Source organism: Companilactobacillus metriopterae, assembly GCF_004117915.1.
Classification (GTDB): domain Bacteria; phylum Bacillota; class Bacilli; order Lactobacillales; family Lactobacillaceae; genus Companilactobacillus; species Companilactobacillus metriopterae.
Map to the genome: position 1 here is coordinate 42,925 of NZ_RSTD01000002.1, position 19,951 is coordinate 62,875.

Consider the following 19,951-nt stretch of genomic DNA (forward strand, 5'->3'; position numbering starts at 1 on the left):
GTTCAATGTGCTAATCACAATTTTTATGATATCATTTTACAGATAAGATTCAAGTATAAACAAATAATTTTAGGAGTATTTCATGGATAATTTTAGAAAACAGATACCTATTTTTCTTACATATTTGGGTATTAGCGTTATCGCAACTATATTACTCGGATTCAAAATAGTGGGAACTCCTTACTTTATAACAATGACTGTCGTCACAATCATTGCAACTAGCTATATATTAGCCAAATCTAGAACTTTAGATATTACAGAAAGACGATTAAGTCCTACTAGATCTTTCCTTTGGATAATTGCTACTACTTTGGGAATTATAGTCATTCAACTTGTGATATCTGAGATACTAGTTCAATTCTTCAATGTTTCATTATCAGCCAATACACAAGATCTTATAACATATATGAAATTTGCCCCATATTATGTCATATACCCCTTAGTATGTGCACCAATCATGGAAGAAATAATATTCAGAAAACTTATGTTTACTGATTTAAATCAATACATAGGCTTTGGGATGTCTGCAGCACTATCCAGCTTGTTATTTGCCTTTTTACATCAAGATAGTTTCTTCTTAGTATATTTCTTTATCGGACTGTTCTTATGCTTTATATACAGTAGAACTAAGAACATTTACATAAATATGATGGCACATATTTTAATGAACTTAATTGTTATATTGATTAATTTTGCATAATAAAAAAGCGTTGAAACTTTAAATGTTTCAACGCTTTTATTTTTCCCCAGATTCTGAGGCAATGATGTTTAAATTTCCAGATAATTTCCAACTATTAACTGTTGCAGGAACAATTAAGTGTTGTCCCTTTGATAAAGAGTAATCTTTATTATCAATAGTAATTTGACCTTCACCAGACAAAACAGAAATTAAAGTATAACTTCCAACTTCATGTTTAAAATCATCAGAATTATTTATTTCCCATTTGTATACTGCGAAGTAAGGAGACAATGGTGGCTGTACAAATGTTGTATATTTATTGCCATTTTTTTCAACAGTCTCTATATTCAACTGTGGTCTCTTGTAAGGAACAGTGATTGTATCTTTGGACTGTTCTAAGTGTAGTTCACGCATCTTACCAGTAGTTTTGTCTACTCGGTCATAGTCATAAAGACGATATGTAGTATCACTACTCTGCTGTGTTTCTAAGACTAATATTCCCTTATTTAAGGCATGAACTGTACCACTAGGAACATAGAAGAAATCACCAGATTTAACAGGTACTTTGGTTAACAAGTGATCCCAGTCACCCGAATCAATCATTTGATCAAGCTCTTCTTTAGTTTTGGCATTATGTCCATAAATTAAATATGAATCAGGTTCGGCATCGATTACATACCAACATTCTGTCTTGCCAAGTTCTCCTTCATGCTTCATAGCATAATCATTATCAGGATGAACTTGTACAGAAAGGCTATCTTCAGCATCTAAAATCTTCGTCAGTAGTGGGAATACACTACCTTTAGGATTTCCAAATAATTCAGGATGGTTAGTCCACAATTGATCTAATTTTTGCCCAGAAAAAGTTCCGTTTTCTACGATAGAAGTTCCATTCTTGTGCCCTGATATTGCCCAGCACTCACCAATATCTCCATCAGGCAAATCATACCCAAAAGATTCAGATAGTTTACGACCACCCCATATTTTTTCATGGAAAACTGGTTTTAAAAATAGTGGCTCTGCCATAGTAACTTCCCCTCCTATTATTCGTGGTCTAATGAGCTGTCATGATCTAAGAAATAAATCAATGTTTGTAACTCATTGGCAAGATCCACATAGTGAACTCTTACGTTATTTGGAACATTAACGATAATTGGTGTGAAGTTAAGAATTCCCTTAACACCTGCATCAACTAGCATATTGGCTGTTTTTTGAGCAGCATTTGAAGATACAGTTAGAATACATACATCAATCTGTTGTAATTCCAATTGCTCTTTAATTTCATTCATATCATAAACAGGAACACCACTTTTGACTGTTCCTACAATCTCAGGATCGATATCAAACGCTGCAGCAATTCGAACGTTGCTTGTTCTTGAGAAGTTATAATTCAAAAGAGCGTTACCCAAATTACCAACACCAACAAGTGCAACATTAGTTCTGCGATCTTGATTTAGTAATTTTTTGAAGAAATCAACTAGTTCATTGACGTCATATCCATATCCTCTTTTTCCAAGAGCCCCTAGATAAGAAAAGTCACGACGAATTGTCGCACTGTCAATTTTGATACCTTCGGCTAATTCACCAGATGATATCTTCTTAGTTCCTTCATCCTTTAAAAATTGAAAGTATCTATAGTAAATTGGTAATCTTTTTATTGTTGCATTTGGTACAATATTTTCTGTCATTTTATTCCCACCATGTGCGTATTTTCACTATATTATATACTAATGAATATCGAAGTAAAACGCAATATTAATAAGTAATTTAAAAGATTAATTTTATAAAAAATGTTAAAATTGTGAATAAATAAAGGAGATAATTTTGATACTACTACAAGCAAACAATATAACTAAAAACTTTGGTACTGAAAATTTATTCTCAAATGTTAACTTAGAAGTTCAAGATCATTCTAGAATTGGATTAGTTGGTAGAAATGGTGTTGGTAAATCTACCCTTCTAAAAATAATTTCTCAGGAAGAACCATATACTGATGGAACTATCTCCATAAAAAAGGATACTTCAATTGGCTATTTAGCTCAAGATAGTGGATTAAATTTGGATAATCTAGTATTCGATGAAATGGAACACGTTTTTGATGATTTGAAAATTATGGAGAAAAAGCTTCATGAGGTTGAGGCAAAACTCGGAGATACTGATGCTGAAAACTATCAAGATATTTTAAATCAATATGACCAAATTCAAAATGATTTCAAAGAAAATAATGGATATGGGTATCCATCTGAAATTCGCAGTGTTCTTAAAGGATTCGGATTTGACGAAGAATACTGGAATGTCAAAATAAGCACTTTGTCTGGTGGAGAAAAGTCACGTCTTGCCATGGTCAAACTATTGCTTGAAAATAACGATATTTTGCTGTTAGATGAGCCTACCAATCATTTGGATATAGATACAGTCGAATGGCTAGAAAACTATCTACGCGGATATAAGGGTGCTCTAGTAATTGTTTCCCACGACCAATATTTCTTAGACAAAGTTACTAATGAAATAGTTGAAATAAATCAACATTCTTCAAACCATTACTCAGGAAATTATTCTTTTTATCTTCAAGAAAAGAAAAAGAATCAAGACGTTGCTCTTAAGCACTACGAAGAACAACAAGCTGAAATCAAAAAAGAAGAAGAATATATTCAAAAAAATATTGTTCGTGCTTCGACTACAAAAATGGCACAAAGTCGCCGCAAGAAACTAGAAAAAATGGACAGATTGGAAAAGCCTCAGTCTGATCAAGGATCAGCTCACTTCTCTTTTAATATTGATAGAGAGAGCGGTAATGATGTCTTACTTGTTCAAAATGCAGCAATTGGATATGAAGACGATGAAATAATGTCTTATCCTGTAAACATGGATATAAAGCGTGGTGACCGAATTGGTATTATCGGACCAAACGGAGTTGGTAAATCTACCTTCCTAAAATCGATTCTCGGCGAAATCAAATTGCTAGATGGTACATATAAATTTGGTGCTAATACTCAGATAGGTTACTATGACCAAAACCTTACCAACTTAGATCCTAAAAAAGATGTATTACACGAAATTTGGGACTTACATCCGTTGTTAGATGAACAGGTTATTAGAAATACCTTGGGAGCATTTTTATTCAGTGGTGATGATGTTAATAAACCCGTTAGTGGGTTATCTGGTGGAGAAAAAGCTCGTTTGACACTCACTAAATTATCAATGGAAAACAATAATTTATTGATCATGGATGAGCCCACTAACCATTTGGACATCGATAGTAAGGAAGTTCTTGAAGAAGCACTGAATAATTTTGCCGGAACTATTATTTTCGTATCCCATGATAGATACTTACTTAATACACTTGCAGATAAAATAATTGAAATCTCAAAATCCGGAAGCACTCTGTATCTTGGAAACTATGACTATTATTTGGAAAAAATTAATAGTGATAAAGAAACTAACGAAGAAGAAAGTGCTCCAAAAGTTAGTATCAAAAAAGAAGAATATCAAAAGTCAAAAGAAGATCAGAAATATATTCGTAAAATAACACGTGAAATTCAAAGTTTAGAAGAGCAGATTGAAAAAATTGAAATAAAAAATTCTGAACTTCAGCAAAAAATGACTGAAGATGAAATTGTCAGCTCGTATACAAAACTTGGTGAAATTCAAAAAGAAATTGATGAAAATAATCTCGAAAAAGATTCACTTGAAGAAGAGTGGACCGAAAAATCAATGGAATTAGAAAGCATTTAAAAAAAGACAGTGCACATATTGTGTACTGTCTTTTTTAGAAGTCTAAGCTTGGATCAGAATTCAAATCTAATCCAGAAAAGTCACCTTTTTCGTATTGTATTTGTGCAATAGCACCAATCATAGCAGCGTTATCTCCACACAATCTCAATGGAGGAAATACTAATTCTATATCAAGATTTTTATCTTTGATATCTTTTGCCAATCGATTCCTAAGTCCTTGATTAGCTGCAACTCCACCAGCCACAACTATTTGTTTGACTGGATTTTTTTCAACAGCTCTAAATAATTTATTTGATAAAATATCCAAAACCGCAGCTTGAAAACTGGCTGCTAGATCATTTTGATTTAACTCTTCATTTTTCTGTTCAGCATTGTGCACCTTATTTATAAAAGCACTCTTGATGCCACTAAAACTAAAGTCTAAATTATCTTCTTTAACCATTGCTCTGGGGAAATCATAGACGTCATTTCCCTTAGCAGACATTTGATCAACAGTTTTACCTGCTGGGTACTGCAAGCCTAGGACACGACCTATTTTATCGTATGCCTCACCTACTGCGTCATCCCTAGTATCTCCTAGCGTTTCAAACTCACCTGGTGCTTTCACCAAAACAATCTCTGTATGTCCACCAGATACTAATAATGACATAAATGGGTATTGTAAATCAGTCACAAATTGTGCCGAATAAATATGTCCTGCCAGATGATTAACAGGTATTAGAGGTAGATTGTGTGCAAACGCAATAGTTTTGGCTGCCATAATTCCAATGAGCAACGATCCAACCAATCCTGGCCCATACGTAACTGCCACAGCATCTAAATCGTCATAGGTTACATTTGCTTCCTCCATTGCCAAATCAATACAATAAGTTATTTGCTCAACATGATGTCTACTTGCAACTTCAGGAACAACTCCACCAAATCTTTGATGACTCTTGATTTGTGTAGCAATTATATTTGACATTATTTCTTTTCCATTTTTAATAACTGCAACACTTGTTTCATCACAGCTACTTTCAAACGCCATAATTATTGTATCTTTTTGCACTTTTTACTCCTTACAAATCTGTAATCATTTCATAAGCATCATGGTTATTTTTTACATAGTATTTCTCTTGTAATTTACGCACATTAAAAGAGAATGCTTCATATAGTCGAATAGCATCTGTATTTGTTGTATCGACTTCAAGAGACATTTGTTTGTAGCCAAGGTTTCTAAAATAATCCATAACCTGGTTGATTAATAGATGCCCTATTCCTTGTCTTTGGAAGTCTGGAGAAACAGCTATATTAGTAATGTGAACTTCTGCATCATTAACTATCGAAACACCAATAAAACCCACTAATTTCTTACTATGTTCTAATGAAAGGTATAGTGCTTTTTTATTTCTTAATTCCATTTGCACTATTTGAGCAGGCCAAGGTTGATAGTAATAAACTTCTTTTTGTAAGTTCATATAATCAAGTGTATCGGTTACACGAGATTTACGTAATATCAGTTCATTTTGCTTAACTGTTACCGTTTTTTCAGTAAAATCTAAATTTTTATTATTAGTGGGTACTAATAATTCTCTAAATTTCTTCAACATAAGAAATATTTCCATTTTCTGTATGATTGTCTTTTTGTAACCAATCATATTCGGCTTGTGTAACTCTAAGGTATGTCGGTACGAAAGTATTTACATCAGCAACTGGAGGCTCAATCTCTCCTAGTTTGGCTAGTTTCACAGCATCTGGCTTTGAATTGGCATAATCGAGGATATTCGCTTTAGGCATTGCTTCTTTTATAATTTCTAGCAAATTATCACTAACATTGACGAAATCAATTTCTTCTTCACGATATGACTTTAATTTGTCTAATAGATCATATATAGAAACATGTTGGTCTTCAATTAAATTATCCAAACTACCATCTTTTGACTGATATACTCCTGCAAAAACATTATCATTTCTTGCATCCATAAGTGCCACTGAAATATGACCTTCTTTGGCATTTGCAGCCAATAACTTCAGACTAGATATTCCTACCAGTTCTTTTTCAAGTGTATAAGCCAATGTTTTAGCCACTGTAACTGCTATTCTAAGCCCAGTATACGAACCCGGGCCTTGCGCCACAACAACTCGATCAATATCAGACAAATCTAAATCTGTATCATCCAACAATTTTTGTATATTGGGTAATAAATTAATACTGTGCGTCAACTTATCGTCAGTATTAATTTCAGCTAAAGACAGCTGATTTTCTACAATTGCGATTGACGATAATTTATTAGATGTATCAAATGCCAATACTTTCATATGCATCCCTCACATTTCCTAAAAAACATTCTACCACATTATCATGAAACAAAAAAAAGGCCTAACGGCCTATCTTGTTAAATCTTGAATTCTGTACCCAACGCAAAATTATGTATATAAATGCAGTTTGGTAAATCAAACTTAGTGCTTCCTTAGGAAGTCTTGATGCTAATAAAGCTGTAACAGGTGTCTGATACATCATATGAATCCATAACGTATTCATACCCAAATTGATAATTACTACTACCAATAGAGTGGTTAAAAATGAATTCAACAATGTTACTTTTCTATTGTGCAACATCAATCCATAAATAACTCCAGCTACTAACGCTGAAAGTGTGAACCCCCAAAAGAATCCTCCCACAGATGGAAACACTGTGTTAGCAATAATGTCTGCTAATACATTGGCAATTGCTGCTTTGAAGGGTCCAAAATAGTAACCTATCAATGCTAAGGCAACAAATCCAAAACCGATTTGCATAATGTTGCTAACCCCAATAACCAACTTGCTTAATACCACGTTCATGGCAATTAATACAGCCATCCATGTTAACTCTTGTATCTTTAATCCCTTTGACATATTTAATCATCTCCAAATAGGAGCCCGCACAAATAATATTATTATATATACATTGGCGAATGCGGAAACTAAGTCGCGACTAGTGTCTTTGTCCAATGTTCACATTCCGTTCCATCGGCACTTAACGCTTAGAATCCTACTCCAAATATTTTTTACTTAGCAAGAGTAACACATAAGATACTCTTTACATAGAAATTAGCTTGGTATATCTTCCCAACTGATCTTCGCTATGACATTTTCTTGATTGTCACTTTCAATCCAGTGGATACTTGTCATATCCTCAGGATTGTATGTTGAATAGACCGTTGGAGTACTATCAATATCTAGCTCTTTTTCATATTTTATATCTACGCTCCCAACTTGATGACTGCTTAAAAATTCCATATCTAATGAATCTAACATCCAATCAAAGTAGTACGAGTTATTTACATGACCATTGATATCAATATTGTAATATCCAATATGTTGATCTCTATTGTTATCAGACTCATCCTTAGATACTTTGGGTAACCTTGCAAATCGCTTAATCTTAGATGTTTGTTCGGCACCAAAGAAATTATCTAGACTTTCGGCAGCACTAATTATTTTTCTTTGATTGATATCTAAAATTACGAAAGAACTTTCCAATGTAACTAATCTATTTCCTTCTTCGTCATCAATCCAAAAATTACGATACAAGAAAAATTTATTATAACTTTCTGCTTGAGTAGATACTACTAGCTTCTGATCTTTTTGAGGCATCTTTATAATATCCATATGATACTGGACAACAACCCATCCAAAGCCTTTTTCAACCATATCATCGCTACCTGCATTTCCTGCATGCAGCTGATGCTCGGACGCTAATATCATCGTATCAATCAGTGATGAAATTTTCATATTACCTGCAAAATCAAATGCATAAAATGGTGGTACTATCTCTTCTGTATAAACTACTTCAGTCATTTTATTCTCCAATCTCATGGAACAAGTTATAAACAAATTGTTTCTTTAGATTATTCTGATTAGCCACTTGCTTGATTGCTTGATTAGGCTTCAAACCATCATCGATAAGCTCTTGCACATCTTGAATAATTGCATCGTTAGGTTTTTCTTTTACTTCAACAGCTGTCTTTCCTGCGATTACGATAACATATTCACCTTTAGGTTCGTGCTCTTTATAGTATTCAGAAACTTCTTGAACGCTACCTCTTAAAAAAGCTTCATGAAGCTTGGTCAGTTCACGTGCCAAAGAAACTTGCCTATTGTCTCCAAAATATTCAACAAAATCTTCTATTGTTTTCTTCACACGATATGGTGATTCATAAATAATTGTTGGTTCTATGCGTTTTTCTATGTCATTTAATATTTCTGTACGTTCTTTGCCTTTTCGTGGTAAAAAGCCATAAAAATAGAAGTGTTCTGGGTTTAATCCTGAAGCTATTAGCGCCGTTATAGAAGCCGTAGCTCCTGGCAATGGTACAACTGGAATATCATTTTCAACAGCTGCCTCTACTAATTCTTTTCCCGGATCACTAATGGAAGGAGTTCCCGCATCACTTACTTGTGCAATTTTAATTCCACTTTGCATTTTTTCAATGAGTTCTGGAATTCTTTGTGCAGTATTATGCTCGTGAAAACTAATTAGATCAGTTTCTATTTCAAAATGATTTAACAATTTTTTAGTATTTCTAGTATCTTCTGCAGCAATTAAATCAACTTCATTCAAAGTATTCACTGCTCTATAGGTCATATCTTCCAAATTACCAATAGGTGTTGGAACCAAAAAAAGACAGCCTATAGAATTATCAACAAAACTTTTTTGTTCTTCCAATCTATAAGCTCCCTTTATTCATTAATATTCTTAGGTTGTCCACCATAGATAACACCATAGCAGAAAACACACTCTTCACTTTGATCACGATGTGAGCCATAAAACTGTTGGCACACATGAAATCCTTGCTGATATAATTTTTCCAAATTTTTTCGAGAAGTTGATAACGTTTTTTTATCAACTTTCTTTTCATCTAAACCTGAATTAATCAAATGAGAACGAAGATTTTTATTCTCAAGTTTTAATTCTTCCTTTTCTTCTAAATCAATAGATAATCTTTCTTTTAAAGAAGCAATTCTTTTAGTTAGGTCATCTAGCTCATTAGAAATGGTTTCAAATTCATCATATAGATCATTTTGAGCCATCTTCTCACCTGCTATTCTAATAATTTTAAAGTTAAATCTTCCATAGCAGCTTGAAATGCTACATTACTTTGCCATTTTTCTTTTGCCATGAATAAAAACTCTGAGTCTCTAACAATATCATCAATATTAATCGATTCTAAATAATCCTGATTTGTTAAGACACTATTTTTAAAATTGAACCTTATAGAAAGTATATCGCTAAAGATTTGATTTAAAACATCAAATACAAATTCTTGTTCATTTTTATTATTTATTAAAGGCATAATATCTTTTTGAACACTAATAAAGGCAGTCAAATCTTTAGAGTTTAACTGCTTTAGATAATTAATAATCGCTGTCAAAAGCTTCTGACAATCTTCGGGTTCAATATTAGCTAACGTATTAATATCTACAAAAGACAACAATTTTTCAGCAAGTTGTTCATTGTATCCCATCTCAACTAGATCTGTAAGTTCTGAATTACTTGATTCATTGGAGAGATGAAAAATCTGAACTCTAGAAATAATTGTTGGAAGTAGTTGGTTCGCATTCTGCACCAACAGTATGACGACCAAGTTACCTTCTGGTTCCTCAATAGTCTTTAAAAGTTTATTGCTAGCTGCATTAGTAAGTTTTTGTGCTTCTTCTATAATTAAAAATTTATAAGCACCTTGAGTAGAACTCATGTTAGCTTCTCTTTTAAAAAATTGAACATCGTCTACACCAATACTTTGTTTATCAGTTGATAACACAAGTACATCTGGATTATCCATTTCAGCAATAGCTACACACCTATCACAAGTTTGATCTGGCAAACCATCAGTACAATTAGGACAAAACTGACTTTGGGCAATCCAGATAGCCATATTTTTTCTAACCGCTGATGATGCTTGATCAATCAAATATGCATGTGAAAGCATATTAGTATTGATGATATTTTGAAATTCTTCAACAAGCTTAGGTTGCTCTTCGGTAATTGTTGTCATTAGAATCTCACAAATTTATCTACTGGCAATACAAAGCATGTTGCTCCACCGACTTGTACTTCCACTGAACTATTAATAGCATCTTCTGGAAGAATAAATGATGAGGTAACAAATTGTGTTCTTGTGTGACAGTTATCTCTGATAACGTCCAAAGCAGGCTCTACTTGATCTTCTTCAACACCAATGATGAATGTTGTATTTCCTGATCTTAAAAAGTTTCCCGTAGTATTTAGTTTAGTTGATCGAAAACCTCCATCAACTAGTCCCTTTTGAAGATCTTGGCTATCTTTATCTTGAACAATTGCTAAAATAACTTTCATAATTCTATCCTCCTAAATTAAATTCACTTGGAAATCTATCAGTAATAACTTTTAAAGTATCAGCAACAACTTTATCTGGTGATTGGGTAGCATCGATTTTTTTGATTCTTTCGGGATTATTCTTAAGTAATTCTAGATAAGCTTCATGAACTCTTTCATGGAAAGGCAGCTTTTCTTGTTCTAATCTATCCATTTGTTCTTGGTGATCTTTTTTTATTCTAGAAAGTCCTATCTCAGGTGAAATATCAAAATATATCGTTAAATCTGGTAGTTGTCCATCAATTGCAAAATCATTGATTTCAGCAACTTCTTTGGTCCCTATCATTCTTCCAGCTCCTTGATATGCAATAGAGCTATCAACAAATCGATCACTAAGCATAATCTTATTTTGTTCAATCGCAGGTAAGATTACATCTACCAAATGCTGTCTTCTAGATGCAGCATACAATAACGCTTCAGTTCTAGCATCCATCTGCTCATCATGATTTGTTAAAATAATCTCTCGAATTTTTTCAGCAATTTCACTACCACCGGGTTCACGAGATAATACAATTTCTTGATCAGTCTTAAATTTTAATAATGGTAATAAATTATTTAATGCTGTGGTCTTTCCCGCTCCATCTGGACCTTCGAAAGAAATAAAAATACCTGTCATTTCTAATACCTCTTAAGTTAATAGTTTATATTTTAAAGGAAAGCGGTACAAAAAAACACCTATTTGTTTTTTTATAAATAGGTGTTTTCTTTTTTACCAATGTTTATCGTATTGATTAGGTTGTTGAAAGAAAGTATCTGAATCACCATAAATAATATTTGACGTCTCTTTTGCCTTAGCATTTCTACGACGCGCTTCCAAATATAAATATTGGTGTTTCATTTTATCTAAACGATACTTTAGCATTGACTCTTGACTCAACTCGATTGAGGCATCATTGATACGTTTTTGATATGAAATTTGATTTTGTAATTGATGGATATAATCCAACAATCTATCATTTTCCAATTTATGAACATTCAGTTTTCGTCCAAACATTATAACTCCCTACGACCTAAAACAGCACTTTTTAGTGTCATTTCATCAGCATATTCAATATCAGACCCAACGGATAATCCGTGAGCTAATCTTGTTACTTTTATTCCTGAAGGTTTAACTAATTTAGCTAAATATTGAGCTGTTGACTCACCTTCTGGAGTAGCATTAGTTGCAATAATAAGTTCTTTCACTTCACTATGTTCTCTTAAACGATTGATCAATAACTTAATATTAAGGTCGTCTGGACCAATTCCATCCACGGGAGACATAACACCACCTAATACATGGTACAAACCGTTATACGTATTCATATCATCGATAGCAATAATATCTTTCACTTGTTCTACTACCAAAATAGTACTCTGATCTCTAGTAGCATCCTGACAAATCTCACATGTATCTTCAGTAGTGATATTTCCACAAATAATGCAACTGTGAATATTTGTCTTCGCAGAAACCAAGTTATCAGCAAATTCTTTTACTGAAGTTTCAGTCATTCCTAACGTATAAAAAGCCATACGTGTAGCGGTTTTTATTCCAATACCTGGTAATAAACTATAACTTTCAATTAATTTATTAATGGGTTCTGGATATTTCATTAGAATAAACCGTTAGTATATTGTCCTAGTGCAGATTCTTGTTCCTTAAGCGCTTTGTTAATAGCATTTCCAACAGCATCAACAATCATATCTTGTAATAGATCTGGATCTTCTGGATCGATTATCTTTGGATCAATTTTTAGATCAAGAAGTTTGTGTTCACCATTCACTTTGGCAACTACAAGATCTTGAGATGATGAACCTGTGTATTCAGCATTTTTCATCTGTTCTTGAGCATCCATCATTTGTTTTTGCATTTTTTGTGCTTGTTTCATCATGTTGGCCATGTTTCCCATGCCACCCATATTAGGCATTTTTGCCATAGTTATATCCTCCTAGTCATCACTAACTTCAACTATTCCATCTCCAAAAAGATTCAAAGCTTCATCGACAACAGTATCAGTTGTGTTTGTTTCGTCTACCTTAGATTTTACATTTTTACTACTAGATAAATCAATATTATTTTTAATATATTCTTCACGAATAGTTGGCCAATCATCTCTTGGCACTAAAACAATTTCCAAATCTTTCTTTAATAGCTTGGCAACATTGTCGCTTAATGATGCCATTAACTCATCATCCTCTTGAACTTGTTCATACCACATAGCATAGTCAAACTGGACAACCACACCTGATTTTGAAGCTGCAACAGGTTCTGAAACTTGCATCATTGCTTTTTTAGAAGGTGCCAACATTGTAAGTAGATCAACCCATATTTCTTTGATTTCTGTTAGATCTTCCTTACTTGCATCACCTAGTATTTTATACATTGCGGTTCTATTAAGTGCATTGCGTTTTGATTTTGGTTTGGATGTAACAGTTTTCACAGTTTTTACTGGTTGAATATTGGAGTTATTGGAAATTTTGCTTAATTGTTTTTCTAGTTTTGATACTTGATTAATCAAAGATTCAATTTCTTTATTATCAACCGGTTCACTAGATACTTTTTGTGGTTCTTCTAAATGTGGTTTAGATATTTTTACTGTCAAAATCTCCATATAAATATCTGTTTGATTAGAATTTTTGAGATTCTTTTGTGTTTGACTGACTTGATCAACTATATAAAATAGCTGATTATTATCAAACTTGTTATTTAAAGGTTCTAATTCATTTTCAAGTGAATTTGAAGATATTCCCTCTAAATCTGTGTTGGAATTCTTTAAAATCATATTACGACATACTTTAATAATCATTTCAGTAAATCGTAATGGCGATCTACCACTCTCTAGAATAGAGTACATAGATTTCAGTGCTTGTGATGTATCTGCATTTGCAATGGATTCCATATATGTAAATATTTGTTCATTACTCAAGGCTCCAGTGACTTCTTGAGCATTACTCAATGTTACTTTGTCATCGCCAAGCGATAATGCTTGATCCAAAATACTCAATGCATCACGCATTCCACCTTCTGCAGCTTCTGAAATAATTTCTAAGGCTTGAGAATCGTAATCTATATTTTTGTCATCTAATATAAATTTCATTCGTTCTAAAATTGAACGATTAGAGATTCTTCTGAACTCAAAATTTTGAGTTCTAGACATAATAGTTGCTGGTATTTTTTGTGGTTCAGTTGTTGCCAGAATAAATATTACGTTTGCAGGTGGTTCTTCCAATGTTTTCAATAACGCATTGAAAGCTCCTTGAGATAACATATGTACCTCATCAATAATATAAACTTTGAACTTTGCTTCTGTAGGAGCATATTTTACCTTGTCTCGGATATCTCTAATTTCTTCGACACCATTATTAGAAGCAGCATCAATTTCGATAACATCATTTAATCTATTTTCGTTTGCTTCCAAACAAATTTGACATTCATTACAAGGTTCGCCATCTTTTGGATTCAAACAGTTAACAGCTTTTGCCAAAATCTTGGCACAGGAAGTTTTTCCAGTTCCTCTAGGTCCACTGAATAAATATGCGTGACTGGTCATATTATTAGCTACTGCATTTTTTAATGTCTGTGTTATAACATCTTGTCCGATAACATCAGAAAATACCTGTGGACGCCAAACACGATAAAGAGCTTGATATGACATTTTGTATCCTCTTTTTTTGTATAATAGTTAAATTTTACCACAAAAAAACTCCTAATCTAAAAGATTAGGAGTGTTAATATTCATAAACAAAGAGCACATGGTTCCACTTACTTAGTGCTGCTTTCTTCCGAATCTGACACGATTCATAAGAGAGCCATTGCCCCAAGGCCTTGCGGCAACTTATATAATACTATACTACATTCTATATTGCTACTTTTTAGAGCGTATATTTTTAAAAAAGTTTCTCAACAAATCTGCACACTCATCTTCAAGAACACCAGAAGTATATTCAGCATGATGATTATACTTTGATTCAGCTAATAAATTATTGATTGTTCCTACTGATCCAGCTTTAGGATCACTTGCACCAAAAACTACATTTGGAATCCTACTATTGATTATAGCTCCAGCACACATTGGACAAGGTTCAAGTGTCACGTACAGAGTTGTATTTTCTAATCGCCAGTTTTTCTTTAACCTACAAGCATTCTCTATCGCAATTAGTTCTGCATGTTTGAGTGCATTTTGAGTTTCTTCTCTTTCGTTGTACCCAGTAGAAATAATCTCTTTACTGTTATTATCTATAATCACACAGCCGATAGGAACTTCTAATTTATCTTTTGCTTTATTTGCCTCATCAATTGCCAATTTCATGAACTGGATATTTTCTAATTCTGAAAACATGATCTATCTCACACTCCTAAGAATGTAGTATCCCTTATCCTTCTTGACAATCTCAACATTTCCATATGTTTCTTTCATCAACTTTTTAGCGGAAGGAGCACCTTGCTTCTTTTGAATAACTATGTACAAATGACCATTTTCTAAAAGATGATCTTTTGCACCAGAAATAATTTCAGAGACTATATTTTTCCCAGCTCTAATAGGTGGATTGGAAACCACAACAGCATAACTGCCAGTTATAGCATCATAGACGCTAGATTCAATGATTTCTATGTTGTTCACTTGGTTATCGTCTGCATTCTTCTGAGCAAGCTCCATAGCCCTTAGATTGACATCTGACATGACTACTTTACGATCAGTCTGATCTTTTGCCAAAGCTAACCCAATAGGTCCATATCCACAACCTACATCCAAGATATCTCCATCTGGCACTTCAGTAAAATCTATAGAATCTATCAATACTCTGGAACCATAATCAACTGTTTGTCGAGAGAATACACCACTATCAGAAGTGAACTTGAAGCTATTGCCTCTCAAATCAAAAGTAAATTCTTTATATTCATGCTCTAAATTGCTATTTTCAAAATATTGATTTGACATCTTGATCTCCCTTAAATAAGTCCCTTAATTATAACATTTAGGCAAAAAAAAAATCCTCTAAAAGAGGATTTTAAAAGGTAATTATTTAAGTGTTACAGTTGCGCCAACTTCTTCAAGCTTAGCTTTCATTTCGTCAGCAGCATCTTTAGCAACGCCTTCTTGGATTACACTAGGTGCACCATCAACAAGGTCTTTAGCGTCTTTTAGACCAAGACCTGTGATTCCACGAACTTCTTTGATAACCTTAACTTTTTCGCCACCTACTTCAGTAAGTTCAACATCAAATTCGTCCTTGTCTGCACCTGCATCAGCAGCAGCAGCACCTGCAGCAACTGGAGCAGCAGCAGTAACGTCAAATTCTTCTTCGATAGCCTTAACTAGATCGTTAAGTTCAAGGATTGTAGCTGTTTTTAAATCTTCGATAATTTTGTTTGTATCTAAAGCCATTATTTTGTCCTCCAAAATATTTAAAGTTTATTTTTTATAATTTTTGTTAATTAAGCAGCTGGTTCGTCGCCTTTTTCTGCAATGGCTTTAACAACCATAGCAAAGTCGCGAACTGGAGCTTGTAGTACAGACGCAAGCATAGACAATAGACCATCTTTGCTTGGTAGTGTTGCAAGAGCTTGAATTTCGTCAAGACCAGCAACTTTACCTTCGATAAGTCCACCCTTGATTTCAAGAGCTTCAACATCGTTGGCATACTTAGCAGATACTTTAGCTGGTGCAACTGCATCTTCTGAAGAAAATGCAATGGCTGTAGGTCCAACAAAGTGTTCTGAAAGACCTTCAATACCAGCTTTTTCAGCTGCTCTTATAAGAATAGTATTCTTTACAACAAGCATTGAAGAATCTGATTCGCGCAATTCAGCACGCATGTTAGTTACTTCTTCTACAGTAAGTCCAAGATAATCAACAATAATTAGTGACTTTGAACTTTTTAAGATTTCTGCAACTTCTTCAACTTGAGCTTGTTTCTTAGAAAGATTTGCTTCATTCATATTCAATTTTACCTCCATTATTATTTAGTCAATTCTACATTAAATGGGCGGAAAAAATAAAATCTCTGTGCCCAAAGACACAGAGATTAACTAATAATCTTCTGGCCTCGGCAGGATATTAAGACATAAGTCACCTGAGTCTTAGGTAGAAATTAACTATATAAATTTAACATTTTTGAAACTGTCCGTCAATTAGAAGTTTAATTTTAGACCAGGTCCAAATGTTGATGTCATTGATACACTTTCAATATATGTACCCTTCAATGAAGCTGGACGTGCTTTAAGCACTGCTTCATAGATAGCTGTGTAGTTTTCTGCTAGTTTAGCAGAATCAAATGAAATCTTACCAATAGGTGCATGAATTAATCCATTAGGATCTACACGGTAAGCAACTTGTCCAGCTTTGATGTCGTTAACAGCTTTTGTAACGTCCATTGTAACTGTACCAGTCTTAGGGTTAGGCATTAGTCCTTTAGGTCCAAGAACACGTCCTAAAGCACCAACTTTGGCCATCATTGGTGGTGTTGCAACAGCAACGTCAAAGTCTAGCCAACCATCTTTGATTCTGTCAACAAGGTCGTCAGAACCAACAACATCAGCACCAGCTGCTTCTGCAGCCTTAGCTTGGTCACCTTCAGCAAAAACAACAACACGAGAAGTTTTACCAGTACCATTTGGTAGTACGATAGCTCCACGAATTTGTTGGTCTGCTTGTTTTGGATCTACATCCAAGTTAATAGCAACTTCGACTGTTGCGTCGAATTTTGCGTAATCTACTTTTTTAAGTAAGTCAATTGCTTCAACAGTATCATAAGTTTTTGCCTTATCTACTTGTTTAAGCGCTTCATTATATTTTTTTCCATGCTTAGCCATGCTAAGTTCCTCCTTGCGTAGTGGTCCATTGGGTTTTACCCCTCCCACTTGTTAAGAATGCTTTCACATACTTTGTATCTGCGATTGTTTAAAGTCTAGCCTTCGACTTCGAAGCCCATACTTCTTGCAGTACCAGCGACCATACTCATAGCAGCTTCAACGCTACCTGCGTTTAGGTCTTTCATTTTGGTTTCGGCAATTTCGCGAACTTGGTCAGAAGTTACAGTAGCAACTTTCTTTGTGTTAGGTTCACCTGAACCACTTTGTACGCCAGCAGCTTTCTTCAATAGAACTGCAGCTGGTGGTGTCTTAGTAATGAAGTCAAATGAACGATCTTCATATACTGAGATAACAACTGGAATTAACATTCCATTTTGGTCTTGTGTACGTGCGTTGAAATCTTTTGTGAATTCAACAATATTAATACCAGCTTGACCTAGAGCTGGACCTACTGGTGGAGCTGGAGTAGCTTGTCCTGCAGGAATTTGTAATTTAACAACGTTAGCAACTTTTTTAGCCACGGTGCATACCTCCTTATTCCGTGATGTGGTTCCGATGAGGATAGAAATTTCCTCTCCCACATGTACAAAAAACATACCTGATAAGTTTATCATGGTATGTTTTTATTATCAATGCTATTTATTATTTTTCTACTGAATCAAAATCAACTTCAGCACTAGTCATACGTCCAAACATATCAACGTCAACTTTTAGCTTGCTGTGTTCTTGATCAACTTCTGTGATTTTACCAGACATGTTAGCAAATGCACCGTCTTTAATTGTGACAGTTTCGCCTTCTTCAAAGTCAGCGTTAGCTACTTTGTTTACGCCTAAGTCATTTAGAATGTGATCTACTTCTTCTGGAAGTAGTGGTGCTGGTTTACTACCTGATCCGTGGCTACCAACAAATCCAGTAACACCCGGTGTATTACGAACAACGAACCATGATTCATCTGACATAACCATTTCAACTAAAACATAACCGGGAAATGTTTTTTTCATTTCTGTTTTTGTTTTACCATTTTTTACTTCTGTCTCTTCCTCTTCAGGAACTGCTGTACGGAAGATGTAATCTTCCATACCCATTGATTGAGCACGAGACTCTAGATTTTCTTTAACTTTGTTTTCATATCCTGAATATGTATGAAGAACATACCAGTTTTTTGAAGCTGCATCTGACATAATTTTCCTCCGAAAAAATCAAAATAAAAAAACTTCGAATATATTCGAAGTTTTCTCGCTTGTTCTTTATAATAGCAAATTTTGCTAATCTTTTCAATTGTAATTATTTACCCATAATTAGGTGTTGAAGTACAAACAATAGTATCCAATCGATAATTGCAAAGAAAATTCCATACATAACAGATGTTGCGATAACTGTTGTTGTATCTCTTCTATTTTCTTTGTATGTTGGCCAAACAACCAACTTCATTTCATCTATTACACTTCCAAAAAACTTAAATAATCTCATGTGATCCTCCACTATCGTGTTTCTTTATGCAAAGTGTGCTTTCCACAATGTTTGCAAAACTTTTTAACTTCTAGCCTAGCAGTTCTATCCTTATTCTCAGTAATGGAATAATTTCTAGAGCCGCAGATGCTACATGCTAAAGCTACTTTTCTAAGTGACATCTTACTCTCCTGTATAGAACTGAAATATATCTTTTATATTGTAATTCGAATCGGCAAAAAAGTCTATCACAATCTTTATTATTTGTTATCAAATATCATATTTTTCAATTTGATTTGGCATCTATTTATTGCTCGGTGCATCTGATCCTCTGTGCAACGTGCCTTTTTACAAGCATCTTCAAAGGAAATATCACCTAGAAGATAGTTGAATGAGATCAATTCCACATCACTTAATTTTTCTAATGCTTTTTCAAACTGAGGTGTAAATCCTCTAGATTCTTCATGCGATACTCTGATAACTGGTGACGGAATATTATCTTCTGTCAGCATATCGTAAGATGATGTACCTTGATTAGCCACTCTCTTGTTAGCATTTTCTTTACGAATCATATCAATAATATGGTGCTTAAACTTCAATTTGAAGAAACTACCGAATTTAGAACCGTTGTCACCATTGAAACTAATGCATGTCTGATGACAAACTATAAAGGCCTCTTGGTACCAATCGTCTTTATCAAAACCATTAATATTATAACTCTGATACAAACTCTCGATCATTGGTTTGTATTTGCAAACCAGTTTTTCTAATGAACCCGAACAATTCCATTTTTTAACTGAATCTATTAAACATAATTCTTCTGTATTCATAAAAGTCCTTCTCTTTTATGAACAACTTATCTAAATTCAATTTATCATAATGAAATTATTATCCCTATCAAAAATCGTATATAT

General features: G+C 33.8%; 28 protein-coding genes, 1 other RNA gene, 1 riboswitch and 1 other annotated feature. Of the genes, 2 read left to right on the forward strand and 27 right to left on the reverse strand.

The features are described 5' to 3' along the window. Positions 1-82 precede the first annotated feature (82 nt). Complete coding sequence (locus EKN01_RS05260; protein WP_129045302.1) at positions 83-700, forward strand: CPBP family intramembrane glutamic endopeptidase; 618 nt, start codon at positions 83-85, stop codon at positions 698-700. A 36-nt stretch (positions 701-736) separates the two neighbouring features. Here the strand turns inward: EKN01_RS05260 and manA are convergent, their stop codons facing one another. Then, entirely contained in the window at positions 737-1,705 is a 969-nt protein-coding gene (gene manA, locus EKN01_RS05265; protein WP_129045303.1) for a mannose-6-phosphate isomerase, class I, read from the reverse strand. Between the two features lie 17 nt (positions 1,706-1,722). Next, positions 1,723-2,367 (reverse strand): redox-sensing transcriptional repressor Rex, encoded by a 645-nt coding sequence (locus tag EKN01_RS05270; RefSeq protein WP_129045304.1) that lies wholly within the window; start codon positions 2,365-2,367, stop codon positions 1,723-1,725. A 136-nt stretch (positions 2,368-2,503) separates the two neighbouring features. On the opposite strand from EKN01_RS05270, the gene EKN01_RS05275 reads away from it, so the two are divergent. Beyond that, positions 2,504-4,414, forward strand: a complete 1,911-nt coding sequence (locus tag EKN01_RS05275; protein ID WP_129045305.1) for an ABC-F family ATP-binding cassette domain-containing protein — start codon at positions 2,504-2,506, stop codon at positions 4,412-4,414. A 34-nt stretch (positions 4,415-4,448) separates the two neighbouring features. Here the strand turns inward: EKN01_RS05275 and tsaD are convergent, their stop codons facing one another. The 25 genes from tsaD to EKN01_RS05400 form a co-directional block, all read right to left on the reverse strand. Further along, positions 4,449-5,462 (reverse strand): tRNA (adenosine(37)-N6)-threonylcarbamoyltransferase complex transferase subunit TsaD, encoded by a 1,014-nt coding sequence (gene tsaD, locus EKN01_RS05280; protein WP_129045306.1) that lies wholly within the window; start codon positions 5,460-5,462, stop codon positions 4,449-4,451. A gap of 10 nt (positions 5,463-5,472) precedes the next feature. After that, entirely contained in the window at positions 5,473-6,003 is a 531-nt protein-coding gene (gene rimI / locus EKN01_RS05285) for a ribosomal protein S18-alanine N-acetyltransferase (RefSeq protein ID WP_164966373.1), read from the reverse strand. Next, the gene (gene tsaB, locus EKN01_RS05290; protein ID WP_129045308.1) at positions 5,987-6,712 is read right to left on the reverse strand and encodes a tRNA (adenosine(37)-N6)-threonylcarbamoyltransferase complex dimerization subunit type 1 TsaB; all 726 of its coding nucleotides are present in this window, start codon (positions 6,710-6,712) and stop codon (positions 5,987-5,989) included. The genes rimI and tsaB overlap by 17 nt, the downstream gene beginning before the upstream one ends. A gap of 61 nt (positions 6,713-6,773) precedes the next feature. Then, positions 6,774-7,292 (reverse strand): folate family ECF transporter S component, encoded by a 519-nt coding sequence (locus EKN01_RS05295; protein WP_099975131.1) that lies wholly within the window; start codon positions 7,290-7,292, stop codon positions 6,774-6,776. Positions 7,293-7,343: 51 nt separating this feature from the next. Continuing rightward, positions 7,344-7,438, reverse strand: a riboswitch (THF riboswitch). 49 nt (positions 7,439-7,487) lie between these two features. Further along, positions 7,488-8,237 (reverse strand): acyl-[acyl-carrier-protein] thioesterase, encoded by a 750-nt coding sequence (locus EKN01_RS05300; protein ID WP_129045309.1) that lies wholly within the window; start codon positions 8,235-8,237, stop codon positions 7,488-7,490. A gap of 1 nt (position 8,238) precedes the next feature. Beyond that, positions 8,239-9,105: a 16S rRNA (cytidine(1402)-2'-O)-methyltransferase gene (rsmI, locus tag EKN01_RS05305; RefSeq protein WP_129045310.1), complete on the reverse strand. Its 867-nt coding sequence runs from the start codon at positions 9,103-9,105 to the stop codon at positions 8,239-8,241. Positions 9,106-9,119: 14 nt separating this feature from the next. Further along, the gene (locus EKN01_RS05310) at positions 9,120-9,470 is read right to left on the reverse strand and encodes an initiation control protein YabA (protein ID WP_099975134.1); all 351 of its coding nucleotides are present in this window, start codon (positions 9,468-9,470) and stop codon (positions 9,120-9,122) included. A gap of 11 nt (positions 9,471-9,481) precedes the next feature. After that, entirely contained in the window at positions 9,482-10,435 is a 954-nt protein-coding gene (locus EKN01_RS05315) for a DNA polymerase III subunit delta' (protein WP_129045311.1), read from the reverse strand. After that, entirely contained in the window at positions 10,435-10,755 is a 321-nt protein-coding gene (gene darA / locus EKN01_RS05320) for a cyclic di-AMP receptor DarA (RefSeq protein ID WP_099975136.1), read from the reverse strand. The genes EKN01_RS05315 and darA overlap by 1 nt, the downstream gene beginning before the upstream one ends. A gap of 4 nt (positions 10,756-10,759) precedes the next feature. Continuing rightward, positions 10,760-11,410 (reverse strand): dTMP kinase, encoded by a 651-nt coding sequence (gene tmk / locus EKN01_RS05325; RefSeq protein WP_129045312.1) that lies wholly within the window; start codon positions 11,408-11,410, stop codon positions 10,760-10,762. A gap of 93 nt (positions 11,411-11,503) precedes the next feature. Continuing rightward, on the reverse strand, positions 11,504-11,788 hold the full coding sequence (locus tag EKN01_RS05330; RefSeq protein ID WP_099975138.1) for a YaaL family protein: 285 nt from the start codon (positions 11,786-11,788) through the stop codon (positions 11,504-11,506). Then, positions 11,788-12,387, reverse strand: a complete 600-nt coding sequence (gene recR / locus EKN01_RS05335) for a recombination mediator RecR (RefSeq protein WP_129045313.1) — start codon at positions 12,385-12,387, stop codon at positions 11,788-11,790. The genes EKN01_RS05330 and recR overlap by 1 nt, the downstream gene beginning before the upstream one ends. Further along, on the reverse strand, positions 12,387-12,710 hold the full coding sequence (locus EKN01_RS05340; protein ID WP_099975140.1) for a YbaB/EbfC family nucleoid-associated protein: 324 nt from the start codon (positions 12,708-12,710) through the stop codon (positions 12,387-12,389). The genes recR and EKN01_RS05340 overlap by 1 nt, the downstream gene beginning before the upstream one ends. A 12-nt stretch (positions 12,711-12,722) precedes the next feature. Continuing rightward, on the reverse strand, positions 12,723-14,429 hold the full coding sequence (gene dnaX, locus EKN01_RS05345; protein WP_129045314.1) for a DNA polymerase III subunit gamma/tau: 1,707 nt from the start codon (positions 14,427-14,429) through the stop codon (positions 12,723-12,725). Positions 14,430-14,511: 82 nt separating this feature from the next. After that, positions 14,512-14,598, reverse strand: an RNA gene (gene ffs / locus EKN01_RS05350) — signal recognition particle sRNA small type. Positions 14,599-14,639: 41 nt separating this feature from the next. After that, positions 14,640-15,113 (reverse strand): nucleoside deaminase, encoded by a 474-nt coding sequence (locus EKN01_RS05355; protein WP_241685258.1) that lies wholly within the window; start codon positions 15,111-15,113, stop codon positions 14,640-14,642. 3 nt (positions 15,114-15,116) lie between these two features. Continuing rightward, entirely contained in the window at positions 15,117-15,713 is a 597-nt protein-coding gene (locus EKN01_RS05360; RefSeq protein ID WP_129045315.1) for a class I SAM-dependent methyltransferase, read from the reverse strand. 81 nt (positions 15,714-15,794) lie between these two features. After that, the gene (gene rplL / locus EKN01_RS05365; RefSeq protein ID WP_099975143.1) at positions 15,795-16,160 is read right to left on the reverse strand and encodes a 50S ribosomal protein L7/L12; all 366 of its coding nucleotides are present in this window, start codon (positions 16,158-16,160) and stop codon (positions 15,795-15,797) included. Positions 16,161-16,210: 50 nt separating this feature from the next. After that, positions 16,211-16,714 (reverse strand): 50S ribosomal protein L10, encoded by a 504-nt coding sequence (rplJ, locus tag EKN01_RS05370; RefSeq protein WP_129045316.1) that lies wholly within the window; start codon positions 16,712-16,714, stop codon positions 16,211-16,213. A 47-nt stretch (positions 16,715-16,761) separates the two neighbouring features. Continuing rightward, positions 16,762-16,878: a sequence feature (ribosomal protein L10 leader region), on the reverse strand. A 28-nt stretch (positions 16,879-16,906) separates the two neighbouring features. Next, entirely contained in the window at positions 16,907-17,587 is a 681-nt protein-coding gene (gene rplA / locus EKN01_RS05375) for a 50S ribosomal protein L1 (protein ID WP_099975145.1), read from the reverse strand. Between the two features lie 95 nt (positions 17,588-17,682). Beyond that, entirely contained in the window at positions 17,683-18,108 is a 426-nt protein-coding gene (gene rplK / locus EKN01_RS05380) for a 50S ribosomal protein L11 (protein WP_099975146.1), read from the reverse strand. A 121-nt stretch (positions 18,109-18,229) separates the two neighbouring features. Beyond that, positions 18,230-18,769, reverse strand: coding sequence for a transcription termination/antitermination protein NusG (nusG, locus tag EKN01_RS05385; protein ID WP_129045317.1), 540 nt, complete (start codon positions 18,767-18,769; stop codon positions 18,230-18,232). Positions 18,770-18,872: 103 nt separating this feature from the next. Next, positions 18,873-19,058 carry a preprotein translocase subunit SecE gene (gene secE, locus EKN01_RS05390; protein ID WP_099975148.1) on the reverse strand — a complete coding sequence of 62 codons (186 nt, stop codon included), beginning with the start codon at positions 19,056-19,058 and terminating at the stop codon, positions 18,873-18,875. Between the two features lie 11 nt (positions 19,059-19,069). After that, on the reverse strand, positions 19,070-19,219 hold the full coding sequence (rpmG, locus tag EKN01_RS05395) for a 50S ribosomal protein L33 (protein ID WP_099975149.1): 150 nt from the start codon (positions 19,217-19,219) through the stop codon (positions 19,070-19,072). 78 nt (positions 19,220-19,297) lie between these two features. Beyond that, the gene (locus EKN01_RS05400) at positions 19,298-19,867 is read right to left on the reverse strand and encodes a sigma-70 family RNA polymerase sigma factor (protein WP_129045318.1); all 570 of its coding nucleotides are present in this window, start codon (positions 19,865-19,867) and stop codon (positions 19,298-19,300) included. Between the last annotated feature and the right edge of the window lie 84 nt (positions 19,868-19,951).